Consider the following 16198-nt stretch of genomic DNA (forward strand, 5'->3'; position numbering starts at 1 on the left):
AAGCGTGCTATAACACAGATAGAACAAAGGAAAGGGAAACGGAACAGATGAGAGGTTCCGATTTCTTCCCAAGTATTCTTGGTTCTGATTGACAATTCGGTTTTAACATTAAAAAAGGAGCGATGACTTATGATGTTACCTAGTGTTTTTGGTGAAAACTTATTTGATGATGTTTTTGATGATTTTTGGGGGTTCCCGTCATTTGATGATAAAGCAATGCGTAAAGCAGAGCGGAAGTTATACGGGCACCATGCAGCAAAAATGATGAAGACGGATGTGCAGGAGCACGATGACCATTATGAGGTGGATATTGACCTGCCTGGTTTCAAGAAGGATGAGATTACTCTGGAACTGAAGGACGGCTATCTGGTAATCAGCGCCGCAAAGGGCCTTGACAAGGATGAGAAGGAAAAAGAAACAGGCAAATTTGTACGTCAGGAACGTTATGCAGGCAGTATGAGCCGTTCTTTCTACATCGGCGAGAATGTGAAAGAGGACGATATCCATGCAAAATATGAAAGCGGGGTATTGAAGATTAACATTCCAAAAGAAGAAGCGAAAGAACCGGAAGCTGAAAAAAAGAAATACATTGCCATCGAGGGATAACGGCACCTCTTAACATAGAATAAAAGGATATTGCCCGGAGCGGGAAGCTGTGAAGTTGCCCGTTCTGGGCTTTTCTATATCATTTAAACAAAAAACAATTCAGCCAGCCGGAACCGGCTGGCTGTCCTACTGTTCATTATGCTCCAACACCGCTTTTATCATAGCAACGGCAAGCTCCTGTTTGCTGGGCGACACGTCTTTCCAGAGTGCTTCCAGCTCCTTGATTTTGCTGATTTCGTTTTCTTCCAATTCATCTTGAAGCAGATAATCAGGGGAAATCCGCAGGGAGTTACAAATATCTATGAATACCGGCAGACTGGGCATTTTCACACCGCCCTCAATCTGACGAAGATACGTTGCGTTGATATTGCATAATTCCGAGAGCTTGTCTGCGGTAAAGCCCCGGTCTTTTCGTACCTCATTGATACGCTTTCCTAATCCTTTTCTCTCCATTGCCACCACCCGTTTGTTAGCTGTCAGTTATTATTTTGTACACCATAAGCCTATAATATGATTGTCATTTATCATAGATTCTGTTAGACTATGTTATATTAGCTAATAGCTAAACGGAGGGCATGAGATGAAAAGAATGTGGGAAAAAGTAAAGGAAACATGGCGGGAATTTTGGTTCGTTTATGAGGACGAGGAAGATTCCACACAACACCTAAGCCGGTCAGATAAGCAAAGTATCTGGTGCGGCTCATTTCTTATGTGTGCGTTCACGGCGGTTCTATGTATGGCTGGAATTGCAATCGGGAATATCCGTAACAACCGCCAGTATGAGCAGGACGTGGAAGAAACACTAAATATGATAGCAACCTACTTTGCCACCGCCACCGAGGACGAGTATGACGAGATAGCCCAGACTATCCGCCATGATTTGGTATTCAGTGAATACGGCAGGGATATGGAGAATTTGATACAGTACATTCCGAACACGTCCGAGAGCTGCCCCACCTGCCAGGAAAGCTATCCGGCACAGGCATTTCTTGTTTGTGTCAATACAGGAGAAACCTATTCCCTTGACGTGTATCACACAGACGAAAGCCCGGATGATGAATACGGCGGTATGCGCCTGTCCTTTGGTTATGATGAAATCAGCGAAGCGAGTATTCATGTAACATCATATCCGGGAGAACAAGACGGCTATGCAGAGATTTTCCGGGGGCGGCGGATTGTCAGCGCCCACAAGATGAAGTCTGTTTTTTGTGACGATTGTATCAGGGAGATTCTAAACACGATTGACGGGCAGCTATTGGAGGAAGTTGTTCTTTTTGACGCAGAACAAAAAGCCTTTTATCCGGTCAAGGACGAGGAAACGCTTCAAATCGGAAGCTATGGGCTGGCTGTCAGCTATGACAGCGGGGATTTCAGGATTGATATAGAATATGTCAGCGAATAAAGGCGCTGCCGTTGCAGGAACCGCAATTCCAACAACGGCAGTTTTTATTTTCTCCTGCGCCGGAAATTCAAAGGATTGTTTTTAATGACCGGCGATTTTGCCAGCACTTTTTTCAAGACTTTCTGCTCATCAGGGGGCAGCTTGTCAAAGTCGATACCCAGCATATTTAAAATGACTTTCCAGATTTTTGTCAGGTGGTCGCCGGGGAATTTCAGGGCGTTTTGAATATCTTGCGCCATTTTCTTTGCGAGGGAGAAATCCGGCGTGCTGTCAATGTCGTGTTCATGGGCTTTCCGTATATCGTGGAGAATGGAATCCCATGTTTTATGCGTTATATGGCAGAAAAAATCTTCTTCCTCTAATTGGGCGGCAAGAAGCGTTTCCGAATATAAATCCCCGTCCACATAGCGGTGCTTCTGAATGAGGGCAAGCCGCTGTTCTTCCAGCCCTTCGTTCATATCCCGGAAGCGGGCGGTCGCATGACCGTCTATGTAAATTTCCGTATCGGTCATCAGCCGCTCAAACTTTCCGTGGGTGATAATCTCACAGAGCAGACGGTTATTGATTTTGCCGCTTTTCAAAAGCTCCACTGTTTCATCATTCAGGTGCAGCTCCATTAAGGGCGTGTTTACCTGCTCCCTGTTTTCTGTCCGGCACAGCAGGTAATCAAGGGACACCCCGTAGAAGTCCGCCAGAATAACGAGGTTGCCATGATTGATTTCTTTGTAATCGTCCGCTTCATAGCTGCCAAGGGCAGACTTTGAAATGCCGGTCAGGTTTGATAGTTCTTCCAGCTTCAGCTTTCTCTCTGTGCGTAAATCCTTTAGCCGTTCCTGTATGCTAAGGCGTGATTTCATAGGCGAATGGCTCCTTTCCGGCGGCTCCCCCGCCGCTCTCTAAAGATTATACCACACCATTTCCGAGAACGTGGAAATTTTCGATTTTCAGCTGGATTTCCTACTTTATGGATATACGGAGCAGGGTACAAAAATGTTCTATCATACAAGTAGTTCATCGGTGAATCAATTCAACCGAATGACCGGCTTGTGTGGGATATGCGCCCCGGAGATGTAGCGCCGTGACCTGCGGCAGGGAAATGGAGGAACCCTGACCGCAGCGAGCGTACCAAGGGGAGCGAAACGCCGCCGTGAGAATCGGGGGCAGGAACGACACCGGGGAGAACCGGCAAAATGGACACCAAAACGATACCAAAAACCAACAATCGGGCAAGGTATAGCCTACCCTGCCCGTAATACCACGGGGGATTTTCGGGCGGCTCTATGGCTTGAATTTCCCTGAAAATCGCCCCGAAATGCAACACAAAAATCTGCTATCCGTCCACCGGCGGCTGTTACCGCCAGCATGGGCGGATTTTTCATTAAGGAGGCACTATGCCGAGAATGTCAAAGAAGTTGAAGAAAGAGCTTGCTTTCTTCTTAAACGAGCGTGGACGCAGGAGCTACAACGAGCTTTGCCGGAAATGCCAGCATGATTGCAAGCAGAGCTTCCGGGCGGTCATTGTGGCTTGCCCCCGCTATCTTTCCAAACGCTCAAAACAGAAAAAGGAGGACACCAACTGAATGGAATATGAATTTATGACGATTGACACACCCCTGCCGCCCAGTATGCCTCTGCCGAGAGCCATGCTGCGGCTCCCGATCAGCAGCACCGCAAAAATCATGTACGCCCGTATGCTGGACGATGTTCTGGCAAATGGCATAGAGGACATGAACGGGATTTTATTTATCTGTTTCCCGATTGTGGAATTGTCGGCGGCGCTCTCCCGCAGCACCATGACCGTGAAGCGTTCCTTAAACGAGCTGGAAGCTGCCGGACTGATTGTGCGGGTGCGTCAAGGCTTTGGGGAGCCGAACAAGATATATGTACTCATTCCCAGAACGGAGGGCTGACGCTATGAGTGAAAAGCTGGAAAAACTCAATCAGGAAATAGAGAAAACCGAAGCAAAGTTGCGGAGGGCGCAGCATGAGGAAAAGATTCTGGAACACCAGATAAAGACGCTGACCCGAAAAGAGCGGACGCACCGGCTCTGTACCAGAGGGGCGGAGTTGGAAAGATACCTGCCCCACCCGGAGCTTTTGCCGGAGGAACAGGTCAAACTGTTCTTGAAGCTGCTCTTTCATCGGGACAGCACCCGGCAGCTCATAGAACAGATATTTGCCGGAACCGGCACAGAAAAGGAGGACACGGAATGAATGTGAAATTTTCAAAGGACGAGCTGGCTATGGTTTACCAGTACGCCGCCGCCACGAAACAGGAAACTCTTGCCGGACTTCGGGAAATCGTGCCGGTCATTCGTGACAGGCAGGCGAGGGAGATTGTGGAAAGCACAATCCGAAAGCTGGACGCTATCCCGGAGCCGGAGTGCCGCCGCTTTATCGCTGACACCAGACAGCGGTTTATCCAGAAGCGGGACAATTCAATCCGGCGCAGGCTGGCGGAAGCAAAGGCGCAGACGAGGGAGAAAACGCCCCATTCCAAGAGAAAAGAGCCAGACCGGGAACGGTCATAATAGCTTCCAGAGCGGTAAGCGTGGCTTCCCCCTCTGAAAGAGGGCGCAATTATACACCACTTCGGGAAGTGGTGCATTGCGCCCTGCCGGAGGCGTCCTGCGGACAGCAGATGATTTCCGTAGATTTTCAATCTGCTCCAATCATCACAGGGGAAGTTACCCTTCCCCTGCGCTGGCTTACGCCAGCTACCCCTTTGTGGACTTGCCGCCCGGAATTATCTTGCGTTGCAAGTTGTTTCCATCTGACAAGTTTGCTGAAATTCGGCTATACTTTTTTTATGAGATAGCGTATAATGGAGCCGGTGACAAATCGGAGTTTGGAGGTGAGAATATGACAGCGCATATGAGATTAAGATAACACCGCGGGTTATGTTGCGGTGAATCAGTATTGCATAGCTCGCTTATTGGGCAAGTAATGTAATAACGGAGGGAATAATGAATAAAATACTTAGATTTAGTGACAGTGAAAAAGTTTTTCAATGTCCTATATGTAAAACAGATTTAAAATTGAAACAAAAAAGTTTATTTTGTTCTAATCATCATTGTTTCGATATTTCAAAAACGGGTTATGTGAACTTTGCTGTAGGAACAAAATCTTCAAAACATTATAGCAGAGAGACTTTTCAAATTAGGCGGGAGGTTTTAGAAAAAGGCTATTATTCACATATCCTGAATGAAGTGGTGCAGCTTATAAAAAGCTTTAGCAGCATTGATACAATACTTGATATTGGCTGCGGTGAAGGATATTATTCAAAGCAGATAAAAGAAGTATCAGGTGATAAAGAAATTATTGCATTTGATATTTCTAAAGATGCTGTTCAGCTTGCAGCAAAAAGTGATTTCAGTAATTCTATCAAATGGTTTGTGGGAAATTTGGAAGAAATGCCCATAAAAGACAAAAGGATAGATTGCATATTAGATATTTTTACTCCTGCTAACTATTCCGAATTTAACAGAGTTTTGAAAGAAGGCGGTTATGTAATTAAGGTAATTCCGGGAAATGCTCATCTTAAGGAGCTTCGAGAGACGGCAAAAGAACAATTGAAAAGCAATCAATATTCTAATGCGGCTGTCGTAGATTATTTCCAAAAGAAGTATTCCGTTGTTTATCACAAGAAAGTTTCAGCAACGTATACAATGACATCCGAGGAAATAAAAACCTTTGCGGATATGACTCCACTACTGTTTTGTGTAAATAAAGATGGAATAGATTTAAAAAAAACAAAAGAAATCACTATTGATGCAGAGATATTTGCAGGGAAATTATAAATTCAATTTCAATTTGTCGAATTGACAAACTATTAAAAAATTAAATAACCCGCCGCCCATCAACGGCACACCCAAGCAGGAAATCTGAAAAGGTATCCTGCTATTTTTTTGCCCCGAATCCGGGAGAAAGGAGGACGTACTCTTGCCATGCCCGCATTGTAAAATCACCATCATCAAGCGGAGCAACAATGAATCCGCTGTTTCTGCCGCCGCCTACCAGAGCGGCGAGAAGCTGTTCTCTGAATATGACCAGGAACAGAAATACTATCCCTACAAGAACGAAGTCACCCACAAAGAAATCATGCTCCCGCCCCATGTGCCGCCGGAGTTTGCAGACCGCAATACTTTATGGAACTCAGCCGAAGCGCAGGAAAAACAATGGAACTCCCAGCTTGCCCGGAGATTCGTGCTTGCCATCCCAAGGGAAATCCCGCCGGGACAGTACGCCGACCTTATCCGTGACTACTGCCGGGAGTTTTTTGTTTCCAAAGGCATGATTGCCGACTTTGCCATCCATGACAAGGGGGACGGCAACCCACACGCCCATATCCTGCTCACCATGCGGGCGATGGACGAAAAAGGCAAATGGCTCCCCAAGAGCCGTAAAGTGTACGACCTTGACAAGAACGGGGAGCGCATCCGGCTTGCGTCCGGCAGATGGAAAAGCCATAAGGAGAACACAGTAGACTGGAACAACCGGAAGTACGCCGAAATCTGGCGGCAGGGATGGGCGGACACGGCCAACCGCTATCTGGAAGCCAATGACCGCCCGGAACGGCTTGACCTGCGCTCCTATGCCCGACAGGGGATTGACCAAATCCCTACCGTCCACATGGGAGCGGCCGCCTGCCAGATGGAGAAGAAAGGAATCCAGACCAACATCGGCAATCTGAACCGGGACATCAAAACCGCCAACCGGCTCATGCAGTCCATCCGGCAGATGGTACGGAGCCTAAAGGGATGGCTGTCTGACTTAAAAGAGAAAAAGGCTGTATTACTGGAAGCATTGGAGCAGGCGAAGGAGCCGACACTCCCGGAACTGTTATTCCGGTATCTGGAACAGCGGAGTGGGGAACGTGCCGACTGGACTTCCAGAGGGAAGCTGAAAGGAACCGTTGCCGATTACAATAAAGTGCAGGCGGCGATGGACTTCCTGCGGAAAAAGGGAATCTCCACCGTGGAGAGCCTTGACACCCGGCTGGATGAAATCGGCCAGACCGCTGTTTCCGTCATGGGGAGCATGAAAAAAAGCGAGAAGCGGATAAAAGCCATCAATACCATGCTCTCCTACATTGACAAATACGAAGCCGCCAAGCCAGTCCATGCGGAGTATGCCGCCATCGGCTGGAAGAAGAAAAAGGAGAAGTTTGCGGAGAGCCACCGGGAGGAACTGGACGCTTATAATGCCGCCATCCGGTATTTGAAAGCCAACCTGAAAGGCAATTCCTACTCCCGCAAAGATTTGGAAGCGGAACGGGAACAGCTTGCCGCCGCCCTGCCCGGACAAAAGAAGGAACTGGAAGCGGTTCAGGCAGATGTGAAGGTGCTGCGTGACGTGCGCCACTGGCTGAATCAGGTTTTGCCATCCGAGCAGTACCGCCAGACCGCCGAGCCGGGGAAGAAACCATCCGTACAGGAGAGCCTGAAAGGGCGGCAGGAACGCATCCGGCAGGAGCAGGCAGGGAAACAGAAGCCGCCCCGGACACAGAAGCCGCCCCGGACACAGAAACAACAGAATATGGAACTTTAAACAGGCACTTGTTTTGTGATTTGAAATCGCTGGCAGGTGCCTTTTTCATTATCAGGAGGGAACGCCTATTGAACGTATTTGAAGCCGTGAAGCAGTCCGTCACCACAAGGCAGGCTGCGGAGCGTTATGGAATCAAAGTAAACCGGAACGGGATGTGCGTCTGCCCGTTCCACAACGATAAGAACCCAAGCATGAAGGTTGACCGCCGCTTTTACTGTTTCGGCTGCGGAGCCACCGGGGACGTGATAGATTTTGTTTCCCGGCTCCATGGTATCAGCAGCAAAGAAGCCGCCCTTATGCTGGCACAGGACTTCTCTATCCCTTATGAGGATGGGAGGAACGGCAAAAAGCAGCCCATAAGGCCACGCTTGCGAAAAGAAACGGAGGAACAGAAATTCAGGCACATGGAGCGGCACTGCTTCCGGGTGCTGTCCGACTATTACCATCTCCTGCGCCGCTGGAAGGAGGAATACGCCCCACGCCAGCCGGATGAAGCGTGGAACCCCCGGTTTGTGGAAGCCCTGCAGAACATGAGCCGGGTGGAATACCTGATGGACGTGCTTCTCTCCGGGGACATTCAGGAGCGGGCAGCCCTTATCACAGGACACGGAAAGGAAGTGAGGAACCTTGAAAGACGGATGGCAGAATTTACCGCCCCAGATACGGCAGGAAACAGCGAACATGGCAGACAGCGCAGAGCCGCCCCGGAGCGTTGAGGAAGTGAAGGCCATGCTGGAAACCACCGAAAAAGGCGGCTTCCGCAACAGCATGAGCAACTGCCTGACCGTGTTCCAGTGCGACCCGCTCCTTTCCGGGGCGGTTGCCTACAACCTGCTGACCGACCGCACCGATATTTTAAAGCCAATCGGCTACAAAAGAACTGCCGGAAGCCCCATGACCGACACGGACATGAAATATATCCGGCTGTATCTGGAAAAGACCTATGGCCTGACAAGCGAGAAAAAGATACAGGACGCCGCCGCCCTTGCCGCCGATGAGAACAGCTACCACCCTGTCCGGGATTATTTAAACGGCCTGACATGGGACGGAACCGAACGGATACGCTCCTGCCTGCGTCACTTTCTGGGAGCCGGTGAGGACGAGTATACTTTCCAATCCCTGCGCCTGTTTTTGTTGGGAGCCATCCACCGGGCATTTTCCCCCGGCTGCAAGTTTGAAGTCATGCTCTGTCTGGTGGGCGGGCAGGGAGCCGGGAAGTCCACCTTCTTCCGCCTGCTGGCAGTCAAAGACGAGTGGTTCTCCGATGACCTGCGGAAGCTGGACGATGACAACGTATACCGCAAACTCCAAGGCCACTGGATAATCGAGATGTCGGAGATGATTGCCACCGCAAACGCCAGGAGCATAGAGGAAATCAAGTCATTTTTGAGCCGCCAGAAGGAAGTCTACAAGATACCCTATGAAACCCACCCGGCAGACCGTCCAAGGCAGTGCGTGTTCGGCGGGACATCCAATGCCCTTGACTTCCTGCCCCTTGACCGTTCAGGAAACCGCCGCTTCATTCCTATACAGGTATGCCCGGAACAGGCGGAAACACACATTTTAGAGGACGAAGCCGCTTCCAGAGCCTATCTGAATCAGGTATGGGCGGAAGCGATGGAGATTTACAGGAGCGGCAGGTGGAAGCTGACATTCAGCCCGGAAATGGTGCGCCATTTAAAGGAACACCAGCGGGACTTCATGCCGGAGGACACCAAGGCCGGTATGATACAGGCTTTCCTTGACAGCTACCCCGGCGATACCGTCTGCTCCAAACAGCTTTACAAAGAAGCCCTGAACCATGACTTTGACGAGCCGAAACAATGGGAGATACGGGAAATCAACGAGATAATGAACCAGTGCATCACTGGCTGGAATTATTTCTCCAACCCCCGGATGTTTGCCGGGTACGGCAGGCAGAAAGGATGGGAACGGGAAAACGCACGGACAGAACCGGCAACGGACAGCGGCAACGGGACGGAAAAAATCCCGGAAGGATTTACGCCGGTGCCGGAACAGATGGAGCTTCCATTCTGAAAAAATCCGGGCAGGGACAGCCCGTTGCACACTCCGTTGCTATCCCGTTGCCGACCCGGTTGCCGGGAAAAATCCCGTAACTGCGGGCTTTTCTCCCCTTTAACAACCAAAGCAACAGAAAAATAAAAGAAAAAGTATAAAATAACCCAACTGCCAGACAAGGATTAGCTCCAAGGTTTTTTGAAGCCCGTTGCCGGACTTCGTTGCCGCTATCCCCTGTCTGGCTTATTTCATGTATGGAGGACAACTGCCTATGGCGAAAAATAAAACAGAGATTCATGTCACCACAGTATTTGACGGCGAACTGGACGCTACGGACGTTTTCGTGAGCCTTATCGCACAGAAACACACCAGAAAAACAGATAAAGAATATCTTGCTAAAACGCAAGAAATGAGATATAATAAAGACGAGGTTCAAAGTGACCGTGTTCCGTCTGGATTGTGTGGGTAAACGGTTATGATGAACGGATTAGATTATGACGTGATTGGCACGGCGCTTGCCGGGGGATTCCGGGCAGCTATCTATTGCAGGCTCTCGAAAGACGATGACCTTCAGGGCGAGAGTGCCAGCATCGCAAACCAGCGGGATATGCTGGAAAAGTTCTGTGAAAAGCAGGGATGGGAGGTTGCGGCAGTCTATCAGGACGACGGCTTCACCGGCCTGAACATGGAACGCCCCGACCTGAAACGGATGTTGAAGGCCATTGAGCGGAAGCAGATAAACCTTGTCATTACGAAAGATTTATCAAGGTTAGGGCGGAACTACTTGCAGACCGGGCAGCTTATCGAGGACTTCTTCCCAAGGAACGGCGTGCGCTATATCGCCATGAATGACGGTATCGACACCATGCGGGACAACAACGACATTGCGCCCTTCAAAAATATCCTGAATGAGATGTACAGCAAGGATATTTCCAAGAAAGTCCATTCTTCCTATGTGCTGAAAGCCCAGAAAGGCCAGTTCACCGGCTGCCTTGCCCCCTTCGGCTACAAAAAAGACCCGGAGGACAGGAACCGCCTGCTGGTAGACGAGGAAACCGCCCCGGTTGTCCGGCTGATTTTCGGGTATGCGCTGGACGGGCACGGCCCCAACTACATCCGGCGCAGGCTGGAGGAAGAAAAGCACCCCTGCCCCACATGGTGGAACCGGCAGCGTGGGCACAGGAACATCCGCACCAAATGGGAGAAGAAAGACCCGGAGAATGGGCGGTACATCTGGGATTTTACAGTGATTAAGGAAATCCTGATGAACCCCGTCTACACCGGCGCAATCGCTTCCCAAAAGACCGAGTACCGCTTTAAAATCGGCACTATCCGGGACAAGAAGCCGGAGGACTGGATTGTGGTGGAAGGGACGCATGAGCCGCTGGTGGACAAAAAGAGTTTTGCCATCGTGCAGGAGAAGCTGAAATCCCGCCAGCGGCCGGGGCAGTCCGGGGAGCCGAGCCTGTTTGCCGGACTTCTCAAATGTGGTGAGTGCGGAAAGTCCCTGACTGTCCGCTACACCAATGCCAAGCACCCCCAGAGGATTTATTCCTGCAAGACTTACAATGCCTTTGGGAAACAGCACTGCACCCAGCACCGGATTGATTATGACACGCTCTATGCCCTTGTGCTGAATAAAATCCGGGAGTGCGCCGCCGCTGCCCTGACCGACAGTGAAGCGGTGGCCGGGCGGCTGACCGACACCTGCGAAGCCGAGCAGAAAGGCCAGAGGGAAGCGATGGAGCGCACCCTTGCCAAAGACGAGGAACGGATTGAAGTGTTGGAAAAGATGGTGCTGCGGCTCTATGAGGACATGGTTGCCGGACGAATCACAGACGCAAACTTCAATCTCCTGCTGGAAAAGACGCAGAAGGAACAGGCGGAATTAAAGGCAAAAGTCGAGAAAGGCAGGAAGCACCTTGCCGATGAAATCCGGCTTGCCGTGGACGCAAGGCAGTGGGTGGAATCCATACAGGAATACCGGGACATCACCGAACTGGACGCTTCCACCTTAAACCGCCTGATTAAAGAAATCGTTGTCCATGAAACCATAGGCAGCGATAAGACAAGACACATTTCTATCGAAATTCATTTTAATCTCAAACCCATACCGGAAGTGGAGCAGGTCACAGGCTGACCGCTCCCCGCTCCGGGGAGGTTCTTTAAAAACTCCATATATATTTCTTGACGTGCCGCCGCCCGCCAGAAAGCTGTATTGTTCCTACTAATTGGGGATAACACAGCTCATGGCCGGCGGGGGTGTCGCCCTCATCGGCGTGACCCTGATCCCGCTGCTGTCCGGCCTGCTGGGCTGATGGCTCCCCATAACACCCGCGGGAGGTCCCGGTACACGGGGCCTCCCGCAAAGGAGGTGATCCCCGTTGATCTTTGACGCGATACAGGAGTGGTTCCAGGAACTGCTCATTGACGGTATCATATCTAACCTGACCGGGATGTTTGATACCCTGAATACCAAGGTGGGAGAGATCGCCGGGGAGGTGGGCATGACGCCCTCTGCGTGGAGCAGCGGCATTTTCAACATGGTCCGCAACCTCTCGGAGACCGTGATCGTCCCCATCGCCGGCATTGTCCTCACCTTTGTCATGTGCTATGAGCTCATCCAGCTCATCGTAGAAAAGAACAACCTTCACGACTTCGACACCTGGATCTTTTTCAAGTGGATCTTCAAGACCTTCTGCGCGGTGCTCATCGTCACCAACACCTGGAACATCGTCATGGCTGTGTTCGATGTGGCGCAGAACGTGGTAAGCCAGAGCGCCGGCGTCATCATTTCGGACGCGGGCATCGACATATCCGGCGTGACCGCCGACCTGGAGACCCAGCTCGCGGACTGGAGTATCGGCGCCCTGCTGGGGCTGTGGTTCCAGAGCATCTTTGTGGGCCTGTGTACGCAGATCCTCTCCATCTGCATCTTCCTGGTGATCTATGGCAGGATGATCGAGGTGTATTTGGTGACCTCGATAGGTCCCATCCCCTTTGCCACGATGGTGAACCGGGAATGGGGCAACACGGGGCAGAACTATCTCCGCTCCCTGCTGGCCCTGGGCTTCCAGGCGTTCCTCATTATGATCTGCGTGGGCATCTACGCGGTGCTGGTGGAGGGCATCTCCCTGAGCGGCGACAACATTTCCGGCGCCATCTGGGGGTGCATGGGGTACACGGTGCTCCTGTGCTTCACCCTCTTTAAGACCGGTAGCCTCGCAAAGTCCCTATTCGGGGCGCATTAGGGAGGGGCCGGTATGGAGAAGAAATACAATGTCATCTACGCGGACCCGCCCTGGTCCTACAAGGTATGGAGCAAAAAGGGCGCGGGCCGGAGCGCGGAAAGCCATTATCCCACCATGAGCATAGAGGCCATCAAGGCGCTGCCCGTGTCCCGGCTTGCGGCCAGGGACTGCGCCCTGTTCCTCTGGATCACCTTCCCCATGCTCCGGGAGGGCTGGAGCGTTATGGACGCCTGGGGCTTCACCTTCAAGACGGTGGCCTTCGTGTGGGTGAAGCAGTGCCGCAAATCGGATAACATCTTCACCGGGATGGGATACTGGACCCGCGCCAATGCGGAGATTTGCCTGCTGGCGACCCGCGGGCACCCGAAACGGGCGGCCAGGGACGTCAAGCAGGTCATCCTCTCCCATGTTGAGGAGCACAGCAAAAAGCCGGATGAGGCGCGGCGCCGGATTGAGGCCCTGATGGGGGACGTCCCCCGGATCGAGCTGTTCGCCCGGCAGGCGCCCCCCGGCTGGGATGTATGGGGAAATGAAGTAGCAAGCGACATCCAGCTTGCGGAAAGGAGCTGATTTTATTGGCCTATGTAACGATCCCGAAGGACCTGAGCAAGGTACAGAGCAAGGTCCTGTTCGGGCTGACCAAACGGCAGGTGATATGTTTCGGAGCGGCGGCGCTGATCGGCGTGCCGCTTTTCTTTTTGACCAAAGGGGCGCTGGGCACCACCACGGCGGCCCTGTGCATGATCCTGGTGATGCTTCCCTTCTTCCTGTTCGCCATGTACGAGAAGAACGGGCAGCCCCTGGAGGTGTTCCTGGGACATCTCATTGAAAACAAATTTATCCGCCCAAAGACGCGGATCTACCAGACCAACAACCTGTACTCCGCCCTGGTGCGGCAGTACGAATTGGAACAGGAGGTGAGAGCGATTGCAGGCAAAAACGGCAAGACCCGCAAAACCGGCAGGGGCAAGGCGCAAGCTGACCCGCGCCGAGCGTAAGCAGATCGAGGCGGTGGTCCGCCAGGCCAAGGGGGACGGGAAAGCCCATACAGTGCAGGAAAGCATCCCCTTCCGCAATATGTTCCCGGACGGCCTGTGCCGGCTGGAGGGCGGGACCTTCTCCAAGACCATCGCCTTCGAGGATGTCAACTACCGCCTGGCTTCGCCGGAGGGCCAGCGGGATATATTTGAACACCTCTGCGATTTCTACAACGGCTACGACCCCACCATCGGGGTGCAGCTGTCGCTCAGCAGCCGGTATGTGGAGCATGGGCCGGAGGAGGACCTGTTCGGCATCCGTCCCCAGGGTGACGACCTGGACCCTGTCCGGGAGGATGCGGCCGGGATACTCCGCTTCCAGTATGAGCGGGGCAGCAACGGCTATGTGAAAACCAAGTATGTGACCCTGACCATCGAGGCGGAGAACCTTCCGGCGGCGCGGGCGCGGTTCGCCCGTATCGAGACCGACACTCTCAACCGCTTCAAGGTCATGGGCGCCGCCGCCCATGTGCTGGACGGGAAAGAGCGGCTGGAGCTGCTTCACGGTATCCTCCACCCGGCAGACGGCCGCCGTCCGGAGGGCGGGAAGTTCGCCTTTGACTGGGACTGGCTGGCGCCCAGCGGGCTGTCGGTCAAGGACTTCATCGCCCCGTCCTCCTTCCACTTCGGGGAGACCCGCACCTTCCGCATTGGCGAGATGTACGGGGCGGTGAGCTTTTTGCAGATCACCGCCCCGGAGATCCACGACCGCATTTTGGCGGAGTTTATGGAGACCGAGGGCAACATCCTGGTAACTATGCACATCCGGGGCATCAACCAGAACGAGGCCATCAAGATGGTCAAGCGCAAGATCACGGATTTGGACGCCATGAAGATCGCGGAGCAGAAGCGGGCGGTACGCAGCGGCTACGACATGGACATCCTCCCCAGCGACCTTGCCACCTACGGCGGCGCGGCAAAGACCATCCTCCAGGACCTGCAAAGCAGGAATGAGCGAATGTTCAATCTGACCTTCCTGGTCATGCACATGGCGGAGACCAAGCAGAAGCTGGAGATTGCCGTGTCCCAGGCGGCCAGCGTGGCGCAGACCTACAACTGCCTCCTCACCCGGCTGGACTTCCAGCAGGAGGACGGACTGATGAGCAGCCTTCCCCTGGGGCTCAACCGTATCAAAATCGAGCGGAGCCTCACCACTTCGGCGCTGGCGGTGTTCGTCCCCTTCGTCACCCAGGAGCTGTTTATGGGCGGGGACGCCATGTACTACGGCCTCAACGCTTTGAGTAACAACATGATCCTTCTGGACCGTAAACAGTCCAGAAGCCCCAACGGGCTGGTGTTCGGCACGCCGGGCAGCGGCAAGTCCATGAGCTGCAAGCGGGAGATCACTTTCATCATCCTGACCACAAAAGATAATGTCATCATCTGCGACCCGGAGGACGAGTATTCGCCCCTGGTGCGCCGGCTGGGCGGGCAGGTGATCCGGCTGTCCCCGTCCAGCACCGACTATGTGAACCCCCTGGACATCAACCTCAACTACTCCGACGAGGAGAACCCCCTGGCGCTGAAAAGTGACTTCGTGCTTTCCTTCTGTGAGCTCATCATGGGGAGCAAGACCGGGCTGGAAGCCATCGAGAAAACCGTCATCGACCGGGCGGTGCAGAAGATCTACCAGCCCTACTTCGCCGACCCCAGGCCGGAGAATATGCCCATCCTGGGCGACCTGAAGGAGGCGCTGCTGGCGCAGGGCATCCCGGAGGCCGACCGTGTGGCCCAGGCATTGGACCTGTATGTGAACGGCTCCCTCAACTTCTTCAACCACCGCACCACGGTGGACATCCGCAACCGCCTTGTCTGCTTTGACATCAAGGGCCTGGGGAAAAACCTGAAAAAGCCGGGAATGCTCATCGTCCAGGACGCGGTGTGGAATACCGTCACCATCAACCGAGCCATCGGGCGCTCCACCTGGTATTTCGTGGACGAGTTCCATCTTCTGCTGAAGGAGGAGCAGACGGCGGCCTATTCGGCGGAGATCTGGAAACGGTTTAGAAAATGGGGCGGGGTGCCCACCGGGGCGACCCAGAACCCCAAGGACTTACTCTCCTCCCCGGAGATCGAGAACATCCTGGAAAACAGCGACTTCATCTATATGCTCAACCAGGCCGCCGGCGACCGCAAGATTTTGGCGGAGCGGCTGGGCATTTCGGCGGAGCAGCTTGCCTATGTGACCAACTCCGAGCCGGGCCACGGGCTGCTGTTCTTCAACAATGTTATCCTGCCCTTTGCGGACGATTTCCCGAAGGACACGGAACTTTACAAGCTGCTCACCACCAAGCCCAGCGAGGTGGAGCACGCGGCGGAAACGGAGGAATGAC

18 protein-coding genes and 1 pseudogene are annotated in these 16198 nt (G+C 52.9%); 17 read left to right on the forward strand and 2 right to left on the reverse strand.

The window, feature by feature from the left end:
* The first annotated feature begins 129 nt into the window (after positions 1–129).
* Positions 130–606, forward strand: a complete 477-nt coding sequence (locus tag JMF81_RS00605) for an Hsp20/alpha crystallin family protein (RefSeq protein WP_070470264.1) — start codon at positions 130–132, stop codon at positions 604–606.
* A gap of 126 nt (positions 607–732) precedes the next feature.
* Here JMF81_RS00605 and JMF81_RS00610 read toward each other — a convergent pair whose 3' ends face one another.
* Positions 733–1059 carry a helix-turn-helix domain-containing protein gene (locus JMF81_RS00610; protein ID WP_070470262.1) on the reverse strand — a complete coding sequence of 109 codons (327 nt, stop codon included), beginning with the start codon at positions 1057–1059 and terminating at the stop codon, positions 733–735.
* 127 nt (positions 1060–1186) lie between these two features.
* Here JMF81_RS00610 and JMF81_RS00615 point away from each other — a divergent pair, with 127 nt between their 5' ends.
* On the forward strand, positions 1187–2008 hold the full coding sequence (locus JMF81_RS00615; protein WP_070470260.1) for an RING finger protein: 822 nt from the start codon (positions 1187–1189) through the stop codon (positions 2006–2008).
* A 44-nt stretch (positions 2009–2052) separates the two neighbouring features.
* Here the strand turns inward: JMF81_RS00615 and JMF81_RS00620 are convergent, their stop codons facing one another.
* On the reverse strand, positions 2053–2865 hold the full coding sequence (locus JMF81_RS00620; RefSeq protein ID WP_070470257.1) for a helix-turn-helix domain-containing protein: 813 nt from the start codon (positions 2863–2865) through the stop codon (positions 2053–2055).
* 534 nt (positions 2866–3399) lie between these two features.
* Between JMF81_RS00620 and JMF81_RS00625 the strand changes: the two genes are divergently transcribed.
* The 15 genes and pseudogenes from JMF81_RS00625 (at position 3400) to JMF81_RS00695 (ending at position 16197) form a co-directional block, all read left to right on the forward strand.
* Complete coding sequence (locus JMF81_RS00625) at positions 3400–3588, forward strand: hypothetical protein (RefSeq protein WP_083283837.1); 189 nt, start codon at positions 3400–3402, stop codon at positions 3586–3588.
* Entirely contained in the window at positions 3589–3918 is a 330-nt protein-coding gene (locus JMF81_RS00630) for a DeoR family transcriptional regulator (RefSeq protein ID WP_070470252.1), read from the forward strand. It begins immediately after the preceding gene.
* Positions 3919–3922: 4 nt separating this feature from the next.
* Complete coding sequence (locus JMF81_RS00635; RefSeq protein WP_070470249.1) at positions 3923–4222, forward strand: DUF3847 domain-containing protein; 300 nt, start codon at positions 3923–3925, stop codon at positions 4220–4222.
* Positions 4219–4539 (forward strand): transposon-transfer assisting family protein, encoded by a 321-nt coding sequence (locus tag JMF81_RS00640; protein ID WP_070470246.1) that lies wholly within the window; start codon positions 4219–4221, stop codon positions 4537–4539. Before JMF81_RS00635 ends, JMF81_RS00640 begins: the two co-directional genes overlap by 4 nt.
* 435 nt (positions 4540–4974) lie before the next feature.
* The gene (locus JMF81_RS00645) at positions 4975–5808 is read left to right on the forward strand and encodes a methyltransferase domain-containing protein (protein ID WP_002592690.1); all 834 of its coding nucleotides are present in this window, start codon (positions 4975–4977) and stop codon (positions 5806–5808) included.
* Between the two features lie 142 nt (positions 5809–5950).
* Positions 5951–7558 (forward strand): MobQ family relaxase, encoded by a 1608-nt coding sequence (gene mobQ / locus JMF81_RS00650; protein ID WP_070470244.1) that lies wholly within the window; start codon positions 5951–5953, stop codon positions 7556–7558.
* Between the two features lie 68 nt (positions 7559–7626).
* A complete protein-coding gene (locus JMF81_RS00655; RefSeq protein ID WP_044478888.1) occupies positions 7627–8274 on the forward strand; it encodes a CHC2 zinc finger domain-containing protein in 648 nt (215 codons plus the stop codon).
* Positions 8240–9595: a virulence-associated E family protein gene (locus JMF81_RS00660; RefSeq protein ID WP_072853254.1), complete on the forward strand. Its 1356-nt coding sequence runs from the start codon at positions 8240–8242 to the stop codon at positions 9593–9595. The genes JMF81_RS00655 and JMF81_RS00660 overlap by 35 nt, the downstream gene beginning before the upstream one ends.
* Positions 9596–9848: 253 nt before the next feature.
* The gene (locus tag JMF81_RS00665) at positions 9849–10046 is read left to right on the forward strand and encodes a hypothetical protein (RefSeq protein WP_070470237.1); all 198 of its coding nucleotides are present in this window, start codon (positions 9849–9851) and stop codon (positions 10044–10046) included.
* Positions 10047–10052: 6 nt separating this feature from the next.
* Positions 10053–11717 carry a recombinase family protein gene (locus JMF81_RS00670; protein ID WP_044478882.1) on the forward strand — a complete coding sequence of 555 codons (1665 nt, stop codon included), beginning with the start codon at positions 10053–10055 and terminating at the stop codon, positions 11715–11717.
* A gap of 94 nt (positions 11718–11811) precedes the next feature.
* A pseudogene (locus JMF81_RS00675) lies at positions 11812–11895 on the forward strand (Maff2 family mobile element protein); the annotation flags it as partial.
* A 66-nt stretch (positions 11896–11961) separates the two neighbouring features.
* On the forward strand, positions 11962–12828 hold the full coding sequence (locus JMF81_RS00680; RefSeq protein ID WP_201309568.1) for a VirB6/TrbL-like conjugal transfer protein, CD1112 family: 867 nt from the start codon (positions 11962–11964) through the stop codon (positions 12826–12828).
* A 12-nt stretch (positions 12829–12840) separates the two neighbouring features.
* Positions 12841–13398 carry an MT-A70 family methyltransferase gene (locus JMF81_RS00685; protein ID WP_117750642.1) on the forward strand — a complete coding sequence of 186 codons (558 nt, stop codon included), beginning with the start codon at positions 12841–12843 and terminating at the stop codon, positions 13396–13398.
* Positions 13399–13403: 5 nt separating this feature from the next.
* Positions 13404–13826, forward strand: a complete 423-nt coding sequence (locus tag JMF81_RS00690) for a PrgI family protein (RefSeq protein ID WP_119980773.1) — start codon at positions 13404–13406, stop codon at positions 13824–13826.
* Complete coding sequence (locus JMF81_RS00695; RefSeq protein ID WP_201309569.1) at positions 13756–16197, forward strand: VirB4-like conjugal transfer ATPase, CD1110 family; 2442 nt, start codon at positions 13756–13758, stop codon at positions 16195–16197. Before JMF81_RS00690 ends, JMF81_RS00695 begins: the two co-directional genes overlap by 71 nt.
* The last annotated feature ends 1 nt before the right edge of the window (position 16198 follow it).

Source organism: Anaerostipes butyraticus (genome assembly GCF_016586355.1).
Lineage (GTDB): Bacteria > Bacillota > Clostridia > Lachnospirales > Lachnospiraceae > Anaerostipes > Anaerostipes butyraticus.

Coding starts and splice junctions, on each gene's coding strand:
- JMF81_RS00610 (WP_070470262.1), bottom strand. CDS start 1,059: ATGGAGAGAAAAGGATTAGGAAAGCGTATCAATGAGGTACGAAAAGAC.
- JMF81_RS00685 (WP_117750642.1), top strand. CDS start 12,841: ATGGAGAAGAAATACAATGTCATCTACGCGGACCCGCCCTGGTCCTAC.
- JMF81_RS00630 (WP_070470252.1), top strand. CDS start 3,589: ATGGAATATGAATTTATGACGATTGACACACCCCTGCCGCCCAGTATG.
- JMF81_RS00660 (WP_072853254.1), top strand. CDS start 8,240: ATGGCAGACAGCGCAGAGCCGCCCCGGAGCGTTGAGGAAGTGAAGGCC.
- JMF81_RS00640 (WP_070470246.1), top strand. CDS start 4,219: ATGAATGTGAAATTTTCAAAGGACGAGCTGGCTATGGTTTACCAGTAC.
- JMF81_RS00615 (WP_070470260.1), top strand. CDS start 1,187: ATGAAAAGAATGTGGGAAAAAGTAAAGGAAACATGGCGGGAATTTTGG.
- JMF81_RS00670 (WP_044478882.1), top strand. CDS start 10,053: ATGATGAACGGATTAGATTATGACGTGATTGGCACGGCGCTTGCCGGG.
- JMF81_RS00635 (WP_070470249.1), top strand. CDS start 3,923: ATGAGTGAAAAGCTGGAAAAACTCAATCAGGAAATAGAGAAAACCGAA.
- JMF81_RS00605 (WP_070470264.1), top strand. CDS start 130: ATGATGTTACCTAGTGTTTTTGGTGAAAACTTATTTGATGATGTTTTT.
- JMF81_RS00620 (WP_070470257.1), bottom strand. CDS start 2,865: ATGAAATCACGCCTTAGCATACAGGAACGGCTAAAGGATTTACGCACA.
- JMF81_RS00625 (WP_083283837.1), top strand. CDS start 3,400: ATGCCGAGAATGTCAAAGAAGTTGAAGAAAGAGCTTGCTTTCTTCTTA.
- JMF81_RS00645 (WP_002592690.1), top strand. CDS start 4,975: ATGAATAAAATACTTAGATTTAGTGACAGTGAAAAAGTTTTTCAATGT.
- JMF81_RS00665 (WP_070470237.1), top strand. CDS start 9,849: ATGGCGAAAAATAAAACAGAGATTCATGTCACCACAGTATTTGACGGC.